The organism is Deltaproteobacteria bacterium (genome assembly GCA_016235345.1).
GTDB lineage: Bacteria > Desulfobacterota > Desulfobacteria > Desulfobacterales > Desulfatibacillaceae > JACRLG01.
This window is the reverse complement of the sequence record JACRLG010000020.1, coordinates 107,523-123,322: the sequence shown is the minus strand read 5'-3', so window position 1 is coordinate 123,322 and position 15,800 is coordinate 107,523. Positions and strand designations below refer to the sequence as shown.

Annotated in this window: 13 protein-coding genes; 8 read left to right on the top strand and 5 right to left on the bottom strand. The window is 57.5% G+C overall.

Features of this window, described 5'->3' with window-relative positions; translation table 11 throughout:
* Positions 1 to 213: 213 nt before the first annotated feature.
* The gene (locus HZB23_10025; GenBank protein ID MBI5844993.1) at positions 214 to 594 is read right to left on the bottom strand and encodes a hypothetical protein; all 381 of its coding nucleotides are present in this window, start codon (positions 592 to 594) and stop codon (positions 214 to 216) included.
* Positions 591 to 2,099 carry a GAF domain-containing protein gene (locus tag HZB23_10020; protein ID MBI5844992.1) on the bottom strand — a complete coding sequence of 503 codons (1,509 nt, stop codon included), beginning with the start codon at positions 2,097 to 2,099 and terminating at the stop codon, positions 591 to 593. Before HZB23_10020 ends, HZB23_10025 begins: the two co-directional genes overlap by 4 nt.
* A 322-nt stretch (positions 2,100 to 2,421) precedes the next feature.
* Between HZB23_10020 and fusA the strand changes: the two genes are divergently transcribed.
* From fusA to HZB23_10005, 3 genes are all read left to right on the top strand, one after another.
* Positions 2,422 to 4,464 carry an elongation factor G gene (gene fusA, locus HZB23_10015; GenBank protein MBI5844991.1) on the top strand — a complete coding sequence of 681 codons (2,043 nt, stop codon included), beginning with the start codon at positions 2,422 to 2,424 and terminating at the stop codon, positions 4,462 to 4,464.
* 141 nt (positions 4,465 to 4,605) lie between these two features.
* Positions 4,606 to 5,295, top strand: a complete 690-nt coding sequence (locus HZB23_10010) for a leucyl/phenylalanyl-tRNA--protein transferase (protein MBI5844990.1) — start codon at positions 4,606 to 4,608, stop codon at positions 5,293 to 5,295.
* Between the two features lie 42 nt (positions 5,296 to 5,337).
* The gene (locus HZB23_10005) at positions 5,338 to 5,766 is read left to right on the top strand and encodes a histidine triad nucleotide-binding protein (protein MBI5844989.1); all 429 of its coding nucleotides are present in this window, start codon (positions 5,338 to 5,340) and stop codon (positions 5,764 to 5,766) included.
* Between the two features lie 252 nt (positions 5,767 to 6,018).
* Here HZB23_10005 and larB read toward each other — a convergent pair whose 3' ends face one another.
* Positions 6,019 to 6,768: a nickel pincer cofactor biosynthesis protein LarB gene (gene larB / locus HZB23_10000; protein ID MBI5844988.1), complete on the bottom strand. Its 750-nt coding sequence runs from the start codon at positions 6,766 to 6,768 to the stop codon at positions 6,019 to 6,021.
* Positions 6,769 to 6,891: 123 nt separating this feature from the next.
* Here larB and mtnA point away from each other — a divergent pair, with 123 nt between their 5' ends.
* The 3 genes from mtnA to HZB23_09985 are packed head-to-tail and all read left to right on the top strand — an operon-like array spanning position 6,892 to position 9,810.
* On the top strand, positions 6,892 to 8,007 hold the full coding sequence (gene mtnA / locus HZB23_09995; protein MBI5844987.1) for an S-methyl-5-thioribose-1-phosphate isomerase: 1,116 nt from the start codon (positions 6,892 to 6,894) through the stop codon (positions 8,005 to 8,007).
* 20 nt (positions 8,008 to 8,027) lie between these two features.
* The gene (locus HZB23_09990; protein ID MBI5844986.1) at positions 8,028 to 8,510 is read left to right on the top strand and encodes an Lrp/AsnC family transcriptional regulator; all 483 of its coding nucleotides are present in this window, start codon (positions 8,028 to 8,030) and stop codon (positions 8,508 to 8,510) included.
* Positions 8,497 to 9,810 carry a cobalamin B12-binding domain-containing protein gene (locus HZB23_09985; protein ID MBI5844985.1) on the top strand — a complete coding sequence of 438 codons (1,314 nt, stop codon included), beginning with the start codon at positions 8,497 to 8,499 and terminating at the stop codon, positions 9,808 to 9,810. Before HZB23_09990 ends, HZB23_09985 begins: the two co-directional genes overlap by 14 nt.
* Positions 9,811 to 9,901: 91 nt before the next feature.
* On the opposite strand, the gene carB is transcribed toward HZB23_09985, so the two are convergent.
* Together carB and HZB23_09975 are read right to left on the bottom strand one after the other, a co-directional pair.
* On the bottom strand, positions 9,902 to 13,102 hold the full coding sequence (gene carB / locus HZB23_09980) for a carbamoyl-phosphate synthase large subunit (protein ID MBI5844984.1): 3,201 nt from the start codon (positions 13,100 to 13,102) through the stop codon (positions 9,902 to 9,904).
* Positions 13,103 to 13,313: 211 nt separating this feature from the next.
* Positions 13,314 to 14,210: a nitroreductase family protein gene (locus HZB23_09975; protein ID MBI5844983.1), complete on the bottom strand. Its 897-nt coding sequence runs from the start codon at positions 14,208 to 14,210 to the stop codon at positions 13,314 to 13,316.
* 319 nt (positions 14,211 to 14,529) lie between these two features.
* On the opposite strand from HZB23_09975, the gene HZB23_09970 reads away from it, so the two are divergent.
* Entirely contained in the window at positions 14,530 to 15,054 is a 525-nt protein-coding gene (locus HZB23_09970; protein MBI5844982.1) for a hypothetical protein, read from the top strand.
* Between the two features lie 136 nt (positions 15,055 to 15,190).
* Positions 15,191 to 15,637 (top strand): hypothetical protein, encoded by a 447-nt coding sequence (locus tag HZB23_09965; protein ID MBI5844981.1) that lies wholly within the window; start codon positions 15,191 to 15,193, stop codon positions 15,635 to 15,637.
* Positions 15,638 to 15,800 lie beyond the last annotated feature (163 nt).

The following is a 15,800-nucleotide window of genomic DNA, read 5'->3' as shown; positions in this document are numbered from 1 at the left end:
AGCCTGCCTAAAAACGCGAACTGCGGTGTCGAGCTTCAAAGCCAATTCCGCCACGTACTTTTAGTACGCTTGCTCACTGGCTTTTCGCTCTCCTTGCATTTCATCGTTTTTATTCAGGCTTTCGGTTCAGCTTTCTTCAACGGTCTTTTGCGGTATGCGGCTCGTGACTTCATTTTGCAGGGCTCTCCGGTTCGGTAACCGGTCGGCCCTTGTTCATTTTTGTGGAGTGTTGCGGGTGACCATGTTGTTTTTGATGGAGACGATCCCCCTGTTTTCCATGTCCTCGATTATGGGGGTGAGGACGGCGGCGTTGGTGGCCGTGGTTTCCGGGTTGTCGGCTCCGGCGAAGCGGTTCATGAGGGCCTCGAAGGAAACCTCGCCCCCGTAGGCGTCCAGGTAATCCAGAATTTTTTTCCGCACCACCCAGGGGGCCGCCACCCGAACGGCCACGAGAGCCACCGCGTAGAAGCTCACCGGGAGCATGGCCACGGCAAAAAGCTTTGAATGCTGGATGACTATCAGGTTGATGCCCGAAAGCATTAAGGCTATTCCGGCGTAGATGGACAAGGCCCTTATGGCCTGGAAATTTTTCACGATTGTTCCCCCTGCCTGGCAAGTTCCTCCGAAAGCCCCTCGTAAAGCCGGTTTTTAACGAACAGATCCACCACGTCCGGGTCCAGCCGCCCGGCCAAGGCGTCCGACTCCAGTATTGCGCAGGCTTTTTCAGGCGGCATGGCCCTGCGGTAGGGCCTGTCGGAGGCTGTAAGGGCGTCGAAGATGTCCACCATGGCCAGAATCCGTGCTTCAAGGGGAATTCTGGCCCCGGCGAGCTTTTGGGGATAGCCGGAGCCGTCCAGCATCTCGTGGTGGCTGGACGCGATTTCAGGGACCCTGGCCAGATGCCCGGTGAAGGGGATGTTTTCGACGATTTTCAAGGTGTGCAGGACATGTCCCTGCATGATGGAGTATTCCTCGCCCGTAAGGTTGCCCTTCTGCACCGAAAGATAGGCCATCTCATAGGGCGTCAGAAGGGGCTGCGGGTTTCCGTCCAGGTCGATGTAGCAGGTTTCCGCTATTTCGCTTAAAAGCGCCCTGTCTTCATCAGTCAGCCAGTTTCCGGCGTTTATGGCCAGAATCCTTTCAAGAGCCTGGGAAAGCCGGTCCTGAAGGGCGCGGACCTCCTCCATCTCCTTTGGGCCGCATCCCTTTCTGAGGGCGTGGAGTTCCGCAAGGGTTCCTGCCAGCCTGAAACGGCTTTCCAGGATTTCCTCCTTACCGGCGGGAAGCCTGAAACGCTTGTCCAGGATGTTTTCGGGAACCCCGATTTTGCCTATGTCGTGAAGCCATGCCGCGTAGCCGATACGTTCCAGGGAGTCCCTGGAAAATTCGGTTTCCGCGAAAGGCCCGCTTGAGGCGTCGTTCATGGCCCTTGCAATTATCAGGGAATAAGCCGCCACCCGCCTGGAATGGCCGGCGGTGTGGGGGCTCCGGGCGTCGATGGCGGAAGCCGAATAGCGTATGAGCGCCTCGAAAAGGCCCTTTATGGAGGCTATGAGGCGGGCGTTACGTATGGCAACGGCGGCCTGTGAGGCAAGGGACATGTTGAGGGAGTCGAAGCGGCGCGAAAAAGTGGTAACCCGGCCTTCCTCGTCTCTTGCGTTGATAAGCTGAAGCACCCCCAGTATGTTTCCGGCGGGGTCCCGCATGGGGACCACCAGCATGGACCGGGTGCGGTAGCCGCTCTGGCGGTCGAAGTCGGCGTTGAAGCAGTAGGGGGCGTCCGCCGGAGGGCTGTAAACGTCCTCTATGTGCAGAAGTTTGCCGGAAAGCGCCACGTATCCGGCGATGCTCAAGTTGGAAAGGGCGATGGGAACCGGCTTGAAGGCGCTTTTGGCCCCCTTGGCGTCTAAGGTGTCGTTCTGGGCCACCCGGAAGAAAAGGGTGTCGTTTTCAAGGGTGTAGAGGCTTCCCGCGTCGGCGTGGGTGAAGCCCCTAGCCTCGGTGACGATGAGGGAAAGAAGGCTGTCCAGGTTGGTTTCGCTGGAAAGGGCGATTCCTATCCGGTTGAGCCTTTCGATATGGCTTGGATTAGCGGCCATGATTGTCAAACTCTTGAAATGCTCCGTTAAATCGAATGAAAACACTATCGGCTGCGGCGAGTATGCCTCTTGCATACCACATCTGTCAGTCTTGGAGAACCCGCCATGCTTTTTCGGGCTGATTCCGACTCCCCATTGTCACCCGAAAGGGCGGCTTACGTCAAGAAAACCTTGGCGCGGTTCATCCTTATAAGGATATCATGCGAGCCGGGGCAATGCCAAAACTTGATTCGGGCTCATCATAATGTTGTGGCGTCTTGACATTCCCGGCTTCTTGCACCATATTTCCCTCTCTTTTTAACCCACGAGTTAAGTTACGGTCATGAGCGCCAGGAAAAAGACACCGCTTCAAAAGATGCGCAACATCGGGATCATAGCCCACATAGACGCGGGCAAGACCACGGTGACCGAGCGCATCCTTTATTATACAGGCAAGGTCCACAAGATGGGCGAGGTCCACGACGGCGAGGCCGTGATGGACTGGATGGCCGACGAGCAGGAGCGCGGCATCACCATTACAAGCGCCGTCACCACCTGCGTCTGGAACGACCACGAAATCCACATCATAGACACCCCCGGGCACGTTGACTTCACCATAGAGGTGGAGCGGAGCCTCCGGGTGCTGGACGGCGTGGTGGGCGTTTTCTGCGCCGTGGGCGGGGTCCAGCCCCAGAGTGAGACCGTGTGGAGGCAGGCCGACCGCTACCGGGTGCCCAAGATCGCCTTCATCAACAAGATGGACCGCATAGGCGCGGATTTTTTCAGCGTCATAGAACAAATGAAGGACCGCCTGAAGGCCCGTCCCCTGGTTCTCCAGATTCCCATCGGAAGCGAGGATTCCTTTTCGGGCATAATCGATCTCGTTTCCATGAAGCGTCTCTCCTTCGAGGCGGACAGCCTGGGGGCGGTGATGAAGGAGGACGACATCCCGGACGATCTGGCCGGGGAAGCCGCCCTTCACCGGGAAAAGCTCCTTGAGGACGTGTGCGAGCTGGACGACGTACTCATGGAAAAATACCTTGGCGAAGAACCAATAAGCGTCGCCGAACTGAACGCCGGCATACGCAAGGCCGCCATAGGCCTTCTTGGGGTTCCGGTGCTGTGCGGCGCGGCTCTTCGCAACAAGGGCGTCCAGCCCCTTATCGACGCGGTGGTGAGCTATCTCCCAAGCCCGGCGGACGTGCCCCCGGTGAAAGGCGTCCACCCCAAAACCGGCGAAGTGGTGGAATTTGCCGCCACGGAAAAAGAGCCCCTTGCAGCCCTGATCTACAAGGTTTCCATGCAGGAGGGGCGCAAGTTCTGTTTCGTGCGCATCTATTCCGGCAAGATCACCGCAGGCGTCGACGTCTACAGCCCAATAACCAAATCCCGCGAAAAGCCCTCGCGCATCTTCGCCGTTCACGCCAACAAGCACGAGAGAATCGAGGAGGCCGGGGCCGGAAACATAGTGGGCGTAACGGGACTCAAGGTTCCATCCACAGGCGACACCCTCTGCGAAGAGGCCCACCCGGTGATCCTGGAGCGCATCGACACCTATGAGCCGGTCATGAGCATGGCGGTGGAGCCCAAGACCCACGCCGACCAGGAAAAGCTGCCCTCGGTGCTGGAAAAGCTCTCCGCCGAAGACCCCACCTTCAAGGTGCGCGAGGATAACGAAACCGGCCAGACCATAATTTCCGGCATGGGCGAGCTTCATCTTGAGATCATAGTCAGCCGCATGCAGCGGGACTACAACACAGCGGTCAACGTGGGAAAGCCCCAGGTGGTGCACCGGGAGACCGTGGCTGAGACAGCCTCCGGCATGGCCCTCTTCGACCAGGACGTGGCCGGAAGCCATCACTTCGCCCAGGTTGAGGTGACCCTTTCCCCGCGTCCCCGGAAGAGCGGAAACACCGTGGAATCGGGCTTAAAGGCCGGAACCCTGCCGGAAAACCTGGTGAACGCGGCGCTTGCCGGAATCTCCGAGAGCCTTCAGACCGGCGTCATCATGGGATACGCGGTCATAGACGTGGCCGCGACCTTAAGCGCGGTAACGGCCAGGGAGACAGGGGCCACGGAGCTTGGGTTCAAGGTTGCGGCCCAGATGGCGGTGAAGGAGGCCCTCAAAAACGCCCAGTCCTTCCTTCTGGAGCCCATCGTCAACGTGGAGATTCTGGTTCCCGACTCCTTCATGGGCGAGGCCATAGGCGATCTCAACAGCAGGGGCGGCAAGGTGGAGGCCATCGAGGCCAGGAAGGACATCCAGGCGGTCCTGGCCCAGGTGCCTCTGTCCCACATGTTCGGCTACTCCACGGCACTGCGAAGCGCCACCCAGGGCAGAGGCACCTTTACGCTGCAGTTCTCGCACTACGACAAAGCCCAATAATCCTGTATAAAAACGCGAACTGCTTTGTTGCGCTTCGCCTCGCGGCTCGGTCACGTACAAAAGCGTACGCTCGCGCGCCTTGCATTTCATCGTTTTTATCCAGGATTATCAACGCCCTTAAACACTATGCTCACAGAATAAATGCCCGTATATGCGCTAAGCCCAGAGCTCATGTTTCCCCATCCGGGGCTTGCCAGCCGAAGCGGGCTCCTGGCCGTGGGCGGCGACCTTTCCGCCGCGCGCCTTCTTTTGGCCTACAGCCTTGGTATTTTCCCCTGGTACAACGAGGGAGACCCCATACTCTGGTGGTCGCCGTCTCCCCGCCTCATCATAGTTCCCAAAAGCATCCACGTTCCCCGAAGCCTTATAAAAAGCATGAAAAGAGAGCACTTTTCCGTCACCTTCGACACTGCCTTCGGGGATGTCATAAAGGCCTGCGCAACGACGGGGGACAGAGCGGGGGAGGGCACCTGGCTGGTGCCGGAGATGATCGCGGCCTACGAGAACCTGCACCGCTTAGGTTACGCCCACAGCGTCGAGACGTGGCAGGACGGCAGGCTTGCGGGCGGACTCTACGGCGTCTCCCTTGGGCGTTGCTTTTTCGGCGAATCCATGTTTTTTTCAAAGCCGGACGCCTCGAAAACGGCCCTTGTCACCCTGGCGGCCTTTCTGGCGTCCCGGAATTTTTCGTTCATAGACTGCCAGCAGGACACCCCCCACATGCGGAAAATGGGCGGGCGAACGGTATCCCGAAGGCATTTCATGCAAATGCTCCGGGAAGCCATGGACACCGAAACCCTGCTGGTAAATTGGGGCGAACTGGTGGTGTAAGTCGGCAGCGGGCAGCAGAAAAATCATCAGTGCGGGGATGATATGGGCATTGTGGAAAAATTGACGGGCAGGTTCAACCTGCTTCCGTTTTATCTCAAGCACCAGCACCGCCTTGGCGCTCTTAGGAGGAACAAAGTGGAGCATAAACCGGAAGACTGCATTTTCTGCAAGATATCAAGAGGCGAAAGCCCCGCCGAATTCCTTTACCAGGATGATGACATCATCGTGTTCAAAGACATCCGCCCCCTGGCCCCGGTGCACCTTCTTATCGTTCCCAGAAAGCACATTCGGAGCATCAACGACCTGGAAGACGCCGACCACGATGTTGTGGCCCGGATGGTTTTTTTGGGCAGGGACTTTGCCAAAAAGATGGATACCGACAAGAAGGGCTACAACCTCCTGTTCAACGTGGAGTGGGGAGGGGGGCAGAGGGTGTTTCACCTGCACTTGCACCTTCTCGGCGGCAGATAGCGGCTGCCCAAAAACGCGAATAGCTGTGTCAGGGGAAAGCTTTGCGGGTCGTCATGTACCTTTAGTACTATGCCTCCCCGCCCGCTTCACTCTTCCTTGCTCTTCATCGTTTTTGACCAGCCTTTTGCGGCGCGGGAAAACAATATTTGATGGCCAGTCTCGTAGGTTGGGCTGAGAAACGAAGCCCAACAAGTTGATTTCGTTACATATTTTTTAAATACGGTCGTTGCTGATGTTTTGGCAATTGCTGCATCAGCTGTGATTGATTATGCTCGCCATGTAGCCCGCGCCGAAGCCGTTGTCCACGTTCACCACTGCAACGTTGGAGGCGCAGGAGTTGAGCATCGACAGGAGCGCGGTGACACCCCCGAAGGAGGCCCCGTAGCCGACGGAGGTGGGAACGGCGATCACGGGCTTGGGGAAAAGGCCCGCCACCACCGAGGGAAGCGCGCCCTCCATGCCTGCGGCGACGACGATCACGGTGGCCTTTGAGAGAGCCTCCTTGTGGATGAAAAGCCGGTGAAGCCCGGCCACGCCCACGTCGTAAATCTCGGAGACCTCGTTTCCCATGGCGCGGGCCGTAAGAGACGCCTCGCGGGCCACGGGCATGTCGCTGGTTCCTGCGGCCACCACCGCTATGGGGCCGCGCCCGGTCTTTGGAAGCGGCGTCGGCTCCAGTATCACCATCCGGGCGTCCTCGTGGTATACCGCGAGCGGAAATCGTTCGATTACGGCAAGGCCCTTTTCCGGCGAAAGCCTTGTGGCCAGAATCACGTCGCCGTGGGCTTCCATCCGCTCCATTATGCCAATCACCTGGGCTACGGTCTTTCCTTCGCCGTAGATCACTTCGGGAAAGCCCTTTCGGAGCGAGCGGTGATGATCCAGGCAGGCGAAGCCCAAGTCCTCGAAAAATATGTTCTGTAGCCTCTGGGCGGCGTCGTCAGCGCCGGTCTTGCCGTCGGCCACGTTTTGTAAAAGTTCCTTCAATTGGTCCCGGTTCATGGCAGGCCTCATATTTGAGTATTCAGAATTTCGCCGAAATGTAGTATGCGGATAAAGTCATAGTCAACCGAAGAAGAAGTGTTTGCAGCCCAAGCCTGAAAATCAGCGATAAGGCGGATTGAAATGAACGTAAACGGTAAGCCCTGCCGCGCGATCTGGCCCGATGAACATGACGACGCCGTTATCCGAATAATCGATCAGAGGCTTCTGCCGCACCAATTTTCGGTGATCGGTCTTCGCACCGAAGATGAGACCATAGCCGCCATCAAGGACATGACCGTGCGCGGTGCGCCTCTTATCGGAGCCACCGGGGCCTACGGGGTCTATCTCGCCCTGGTGAACAGGCCCCCCGGAGCCGAGCCCGAATCCTACCTCGAAGCTGCCTGTGCGCGCATCAGCGAGGCCCGGCCCACTGCGGTGAACCTAGCCTGGGCGGTGGAGACCATGAAGGCGGCGATTCTGGCCGAGCCCGATTCAGCATCCTGGACCGGGGCCGCTTTCAAAGAGGCCGGGCGCATAACCGACCTTGAGGTCGAGAACTGCCGGGCCATAGGGCGTCACGGCGTGGGCCTCATCGAGGAGATCAGCCGCAGAAAGGGCGGGGCGGTCGTCAACGTTCTCACCCACTGCAACGCGGGCTGGCTTGCCTGCGTGGATTACGGCACCGCCACCGCCCCAATGTACGCGGCCTTTGAAAAGGGCGTCAAAATCCACGTGTGGGTTGACGAGACAAGGCCCCTGAACCAGGGCGCGCGGCTCACCGCCTGGGAGCTTTTGCAGCACGGAGTGCCCCACACGGTCATTGCGGACAACACCGGCGGGCACCTCATGCAGCACGGAATGGTGGATATCGTCATCGTGGGCTCGGACCGCACCACCAAGACCGGTGACGTGGCCAACAAAATCGGCACCTATCTGAAGGCCCTGGCGGCAAAGGACAACAAGGTGCCATTCTACGTGGCGCTACCGTCGTCAACCATAGACTGGGAAATGACCGACGGCGTGGCTCAGATTCCCATAGAACTGCGCGACCCCGCCGAGGTGGCCTTCGTGCCCGGCCTTTACAGGGGCGAGACTGTGCAGGTGCTGGTTCCGCCCGAAAAAAGCCCATGCGCCAATTACGCCTTTGACGTGACCCCGGCTCGGCTGGTGACGGGGCTCATCACCGAGCGTGGGGTCTGCCCGGCAACCGCTGACGGTATAGCGGCCCTTTTTCCAGACAAGGTCAAGCGCGGTTAAGCCGCCAGGAAAGATGATTCATGCTCACCAGTCTTGAAAAGCGCGTGATCGGAAAGATGGCCGGGGACATCCCCGTGTGCGATCGCCCCTACGCCGCAGTGGCCGAAGAGCTTGGCCTCACCGAGGACGAGGTTCTGGGCGTCCTTGTGGGCCTGCAGAAAAAGGGAGTGATGCGCCGCCTTGGGGCCACTCTCTTTCACCAGTCCGCCGGTTTCGGGGCCAACGCCATGGTTGCCATGAAGGTTGACGGCGACCGGGTGGACGAGGTGGGCGAGGCGGTGGCGGGCTTTTCCGGGGTCACCCACTGCTACCACAGGCCGGGCAGGGAGGAATGGCCCTACAACCTCTACGCCATGATCCACGGGCCGGACGAGGACGCGTGCCGCAAAATGGCGGATTCCCTGACGGCCAAGGTCAAGGTGGCCGATTTTCTGGTTCTTTTCTCCGTCCAGGAGTTGAAGAAAACCTCCATGGGGTATTTTCCGGCAGATGAGGACGACTGAGACGGTGCGAATCCTCGCCGTCAACCCGTGGATTCACGATTTCGCGGCTTACGATTTCTGGGCAAGGCCCATGGGCCTCCTCTCCCTTTGCGCCATGCTCCGCAGGGCGGGCTTTCCGGTTGATTATTTCGACTGCCTGGCCAGCCCGTCAAAAAATTCGTCATCCCCAAGATTCGGGCGGGGGCCTTATCGCAAGTCCGCCATCCCGAAACCCGCCGTTTTTTCCGACGTTCCCCGCACCTACAGCCGCTACGGCGTTGATCCCGAAGAATTCCTGGCTTATCTCAAAAGCCTTGAAAGCCCGCCAAGCCTTATTCTGGTCACCTGCCTCATGACCTACTGGTACCCCGGAGCCTTTGAGGTCATTAAAATGGTGAAGGAGGCCTTTCCTTCCGTTCCCGTGGTCTTGGGCGGAATCTACGCCACTCTGTTTCCCGAACACGCCGGACAATTTTCAGGGGCCGATTTCGTGGCCCAGGGCGCTTGCGAAAACGAAATCTTCTCCATCGCGGAGCGCTTCACCGGAGCGCGACCGGAAACCCTCCCCGACTATTCCGATATCTCGTCCTGGCCGCTGATCGGGCTTTCCGACACCCGTTTCGCGCCGGTCCTGGGCTCCCTTGGCTGCCCGTACCGCTGCGCCTACTGCGCCTCAAATTTCCTTCAACCCCAGTTCAGGCCGAAAAACGCGGATGCGATCATAGAAGAAATCATGCATCGTGTGAAATCCGGCGTCACGGATTTCGCCTTTTACGACGACGCCCTTCTGGTTGACGCTGATAAGAGAATCGGCCCGGTTTTCGACGAAATCATCGGGCGGGGGATGAACATCAGAATCCATCTTCCGAATGCCGTCCACGCAAGGTTCATCACTTCGGAACTTGCGGAGAAGATGTTCCGGGCCGGCGTCAGAACCCTCCGGCTCGGCCTTGAAACAACCTCAAGCCGGGAGGGGCTGGACGGCAAGGTGACCCTGTCCGAGTTCCGGCGCTCTGCTGAAAATCTCAGGAGGGCGGGATTCGATAAAAATACGCTGGGAGCCTATCTTTTGTGCGGGCTTCCCGACCACGAAGACCGGGAGGTTGAGGAAGGCATAAGAGTTGTTAAGGAGGCCGGCGTCACCCCAATACTTGCCCACTTCAGCCCCATGCCCCGCACCGCCCTGTGGGAACGGGCCAGGGCCTCGTCCCGCTACGATATCGAAAACGAGCCCCTTTCGACCAACAACTCGGTCTTTCCCTGCCGCCCGTCCTTCAACTGGGAGGCGCTATCCCGTCTGAAAGGTTTGTGCTCCGCCTGAGCGGCGGCAAGCCGAGTCAATCCCGCATTGACGCAAGAGGGCGGCTCCCTTTTCCGGGGGCCGCCCTCTCTTTTTTCCGCTTGAAGATATTCTACCGTATGTCGCCGTGGTATTCCTGTAGGCTCTTGGGCGGCTCCTGGGAGTTTTTGAGAGCCGCTATTCCCCTGGCCGCCGCGATGGCCGCCGCAGTGGTTGTGATGTAGGGAATCTTGTGCTTTATGGCGGCTTTCCTGATGTAGGAATCGTCGTACTGGCTCATCTTGCCCGAAGGTGTGTTGATGATAAGGGCTATCTCCTTGTTCATCACGGCGTCCGTGATGTTGGGACGCCCCTCGTGGAGCTTTTTGATGGCTATGGCGGGTATCCCGTTTTCCGAAAGGAACTTCTGGGTTCCGTTGGTGGCGAAGATTTTGAAGCCCATGTCGTGGAAACGCCGGGCCGCCTCCAGGGCCGAGGTCTTTTCGGCGTCGGTTACGGTAAAGAGCACCGCCCCTTCGGTGGGCAGGCCCTGTCCCGCCGCTGACTGGGCCTTGGCGTAAGCAAGCCCGAAGGTGGCGGCCATGCCAAGGACCTCGCCCGTGGAGCGCATTTCAGGCCCCAGAATAGGGTCAACCTCAGGGAACATGCTGAAGGGGAACACGGCCTCTTTCACTCCGAAATGGGGCACGGTGTGATGCGAAAGATTAAGGTCGGCCAGTTTTTCGCCCATCATGAGCCTTGTGGCCAGCCGGGCCATGGAGACGTTGCAGACCTTGGAAACAAGGGGAACCGTGCGGGATGCCCTTGGGTTGGCCTCCAACACGAAGACGGTGTCCTTGCAGATGGCGTACTGCACGTTCAAAAGGCCCTTCACCTTGAGGGCCACCGCGATTTTTTTCGTGTATTCCCTTATGGTTTCAAGGTGCCTGGCCGGAATGCTTATGGGCGGAATAACGCAGGCCGAATCCCCGGAATGGATACCGGCGAACTCTATGTGCTCCATCACCGCAGGAACAAAGGCGTCAGAGCCGTCGGCCAGGGCGTCGGCCTCGGCCTCAAGGGCGTTTTCAAGGAACCGGTCGATTAGAATGGGCCTCTCCGGGGTGACGCCGGTTGCCTTTGCCACGTAGCCCGCAAGGGACTCCCCGTCGTAAACCACCTGCATTCCCCGCCCGCCCAGAACGTAGGAGGGCCGCACCATGAGCGGGTAGCCTATGCGGGCCGCGACCTTGAGGGCCTCCTCGAGGGTGGCGGCCATGCCTGATGCGGGCATGGGAATATTGAGATCGTCCATCATTTTGCGGAAGCGGTCCCGGTCCTCGGCAAGATCGATGGCCTCAACTGAGGTTCCCAGGATTTTGACACCTGCGGCTTCGAGCTGGGAAGCGATATTCAAGGGAGTCTGGCCGCCGAACTGAACGATTACGCCTTCGGGCTTTTCCTTCTCATAAATGGAAAGCACGTCCTCCACCGTGAGAGGCTCGAAATAGAGTCGGTTGGCGGTGTCGTAATCGGTGGAGACTGTCTCCGGGTTGCAGTTGACCATGATGGACGAATACCCGGAATCGCGCAGTGCGAAGGCCGCGTGAACGCAGCAGTAGTCGAACTCTATGCCCTGGCCTATGCGGTTGGGGCCGCCGCCCAGAACCATGATCTTGCGGCCCGTGCTTGCCTCAACCTTGTCGGGCGCGTTGTAGGTGGAAAAATAGTAGGCCGCGTTTTCCACGCCCGAAACCGGCACCGGCTCCCATCCTTCCACAACGCCCAAGGCGGTGCGGCGCTTGCGGATTCCTGTTTCGTCAATGCCGAGAATTTTTGAAAGGTACTTGTCCGAAAACCCGTCCTTTTTGGCGCGCGAAAGAAGCTCGTCGGGAAGAATGCCGCCCTTGGTTTTCAGAATTTCTTCCTCAAGCTCCACAAGCTCTTTCATCTGTGAAAGGAAATAGGGCTTTATGTGGGTCTTGGCGTAAAGCTCATTTATGTCCGCTCCCTTCCTGAGGGCCTCGTAAAGAATGAAGTGCCGCTCGGAGGTCGGTTCCGCCAGCATGTCCATAAGCTCGGCAAGGCTCTTTCCGTTGAAGTCCGCCGCGAACCCCAGGCCCATGCGCCCGTTTTCCAGACTTCTTATGGCCTTCTGCATGGCCTCCTTGTAGGTTTTGCCTATGGACATGACCTCGCCCACGGCCCTCATCTGGGTTCCAAGAAGGTCTTTGGCGTCGGCGAACTTCTCGAATGCCCAGCGGGCGAACTTCACCACCACGTAATCGCCGGAGGGGGTGTATTTTTCAAGTGTCCCGTCGCGCCAGTAGGGGATTTCGTCCAAAGTCAGCCCCGCCGCCAGGAGGGAGCTTACGTAGGCGATGGGAAAGCCCGTGGCCTTGCTGGCAAGGGCCGAGGACCGGCTGGTGCGGGGGTTGATTTCGATCACCACCACGCGCCCGGTTTTCGGGTCGTGGGCGAACTGGATGTTGGTTCCGCCTATGACCTCGATGGCTTCCACAATGTCGTAGGAATGCTTCTGGAGCCTTGCCTGAAGCTCCGGGGCTATGGTCAGCATTGGTGCGGTGCAGTAGGAGTCCCCGGTGTGAACGCCCATGGCGTCCACGTTTTCGATGAAGCAGACGGTGATGCGCTGGTTTTTGGAGTCGCGCACAACTTCAAGCTCAAGTTCCTCCCAGCCAAGCACGGATTCCTCGATGAGAACCTGCCCAACGAAGCTGGCCGAAAGCCCACGGCTGGTGACGGTGCGAAGCTCCTCCACGTTGTAGACCAGCCCGCCCCCGGTGCCGCCCATGGTGTATGCGGGGCGCACAACCACCGGAAAACCGAGCTCACGGGCGATTTCCTCCGCCTCGTCAACAGAGTAGGCGATTTTGCTTTGGGGCATCTCGATCCCCAGGCGGGTCATGGTCTCCTTGAACGCCAGCCGGTCCTCGCCGCGTTCGATGGCCTCGGCCTTGACCCCTATGATTTTCACGCCGAACTTGTCCAGAATCCCGGCTTTTTCAAGCTGTGAGGAAAGATTCAGGCCCGTCTGGCCGCCAAGGTTGGGCAGAAGGGCGTCCGGCCGCTCCCGCTCGATTATCCGGGTCAGGCTTTCCACGTTCAAAGGCTCGATGTAGGTGAAGTCGGCCATTCCGGGGTCGGTCATTATCGTTGCCGGGTTGGAGTTCACCAATACTATCTGGTAGCCCACCTGCCGCAGGGCCTTGCAGGCCTGGGTGCCGGAGTAGTCGAACTCGCAGGCCTGGCCGATTATGATGGGGCCGGAACCGATGATGAGAACCTTTTGAATATCCAGGCGTTTTGGCATGGCTCACTCCATAATTGCAGTTTTGGTTGAGTTGTACTTAAATTTAAGAAGCCAAAAGGCAATATATGGAAACTTAGGGCAAGTCAAGGACGGGTAAGGGCGGGGAGGGCGGGGGCGAAAATCGGCGGAAGGACAAGGGCGGTGGCGCAGCCTGAAAAAGAATTTTCAGGTTGCGCCCACCTGGTTTTTACTGCTGCGGGTTTCCGGCAAATTAGGCTCCGGGCGGGTTCCGGGGGGGAATCTTCAGAAATTTTATGGAATTTTTGGGAACGCCTACGCACAGGATCATGTGGATGGCGTGCCCCTTGGGGATGCTTGCTCCAGCCTGTTCCATCTCCTTTTTAGCGTGCTTTATCCCTCCCCTCAAAAGGCCAAGGACGCAGGTCCCAAGGTTTGCGGAGTGGGCCGCCAGCATTATGTTGTAACCGGCTAAGATGGCGTTGGTTTTTGAATCGTCGCGGTCGGGCCCGTGGATGAAAACCAGGCAGGGCGCGTCCCACACCAGGTGCACCTGCCCGTGATTTTTATAGGCCAAAACGTGCTGCCGAAGCCTTGACTCCATGACCTTCAAAACCCCGTAGGTCTTTTTTCCGGCGGCCAGACGAACTATGCCCGACCCGGCCCTTGAGTCCAGGAGCCCCAGAATCCTCCTGTAAAACTTCAGAACCGCCCTGCCGATGTCCCCGACACTTTCCCTTCCCAGAACCACCGCGAAACGGTAATCCTGGCTGTTGTGGCCGGACGGGGCGTACCGGGCCGCGTCGAGAAGGGCCTCGATCTGCTCCGTGGCAAGCGGGGTATCCTCGAAGTTTCGGATGCTCCGCCTTGAGGCCAGGAGGTTGAGGACGGCCTCCGGGCTTGGCAGTTCGGAAATTTTCCTGAGAGCGGAGCCGTCCCGGCCCGAAAGCAGTATCGCGCCTTCCTGGGGGCAGACCGCCATGCAGTGGCCGCAAATGATGCAGGACGAACCGGCATCGGCGGCCAGCCTGACCTTGCGGGACTGGTCGAACGAAAAATTATTTCTGGAGCACGCCCTTACGCAGGCCCCGCAGGAAAGGCACTCTTCCTCCACATGGGCGACGGGGGCTGCATTTGTTTGCCAGTTCATGGTAAGGCTCCTGTTTTATTCAATATTAATATCGAGTCAATCCTTGATGCGCGACATATAGCCCGTAGCTTTCCTGTTTGCAAGAAATCTGATGGGCCGGGGAGGATGGGGTTTCCAATAATCCATAAAAGATCGATAGGTTATCGTGCATCTGGAATACGGCACTGGCCGTCGCTTCCATCCTTCGTCGTGGCCTGTTTGCTTGGACAATTTTTAAGGCTTTTGATATAGTATTACCATATCAACCCTTAAAGACTTTCTCACGTAATTTCCTATGGTTTTCTGATTTTTCGATTTGTTTGGAAATGAAGGAGGAAAAATGTTCAACCTAAAAAAGGCCGGTCTTCTCTTTTTAATCGTTGTGATGCCATTTGTAGCCGAGGCAAACTGGGGCGGATATATTGAAGGCGCGCATTCCACAGGAAATCTCAACATTTTTGGAACCGGTCAGGTCGAACTTGTGGATGAAGACCTTAAGATTGAGTTCAGGCAGAACTTCGCTTTGGTCAGCTTACGTTACGTTTTTCATAACACCGGCCCTGACGTGATGGTGAAGGCTGGTTTTCCGTCGCGCGTGTTCACAAGCTTCATGGGCAGGAAAGAGGTCGAAGATTACAATATCGATGCCGACGGCTCGCCCGTTTCATTTTCAAGGGAAACGGGAAGCAGGAGGGCGGCAAAACAGATCGAAGATCAATATTTGGACTTTTTAATGGAGGACTCTTCCGATGCTGGCGAATTTGTCAGGTTCGAATGGCTGGTATCCAGTATTCCTTTCAGGGAAAACGAACGACGGATCATCAGCATAAGCTATCGTTCTCGTATGGGAGTTCAAGGACCTTAAGCCATCGATTGCCGATGATTTGACGGTGGCCCTTGGGAAAAAAAGATCCCTGCTTCACCATTACAGCCATCCAGGCACTGTCCCGTACCATAGGATTGGCGATGACTATTATTATTTGATTTACAGGCCGCAAGCCATGAAGGCATCTTCAACGCTTAAGGAAGATACCAGTGAATACCGGGCTGGCAATCTGTCGGATGGAAAGCTGGATACGGCCTGGGTGCCGGGAAAAAATGATGGGGTGGGAGAGTCGGTAATCTATGAATACAAGGTTCCGGTTCCGGTAAATCAGTTTGCGGTGTACCCTGGCTATGGAAAATCCTGGGACATGTACCAAGCAAACAACAGGGTAGCGGAACTTTCGATATGCATCAACGGCGAGCATACTGAACTATTTTCTTTTAAAGACATTCCAGGAAAAACCTGGTTGTTGACCGTAAAAGGATATGACAAGCCGGTAAGAAAGGTTCGATTCACCATTCTAAAAGTTTTTAAGGGCTCCAAGTACTCAGATACTCCGATCAGTGAAATTGAGGCAAGGCAATATTTCAAGTCCGTGCCAAAAATCCACGGCCCAGGTTGAGGTATTAAATCAAGGTCGAATCGGCTGGGAAAAGGCGCTCAAAATATTGCAATATATAGAGCGCTCGTAATAATTTTGATTTCGGAAACGGGTTGTGATAAGCTCAAAAAAGCTCACGGGAAAAGAAAGAACCGGCGGGTTTGCGGCCATGTCATTTTTTCGG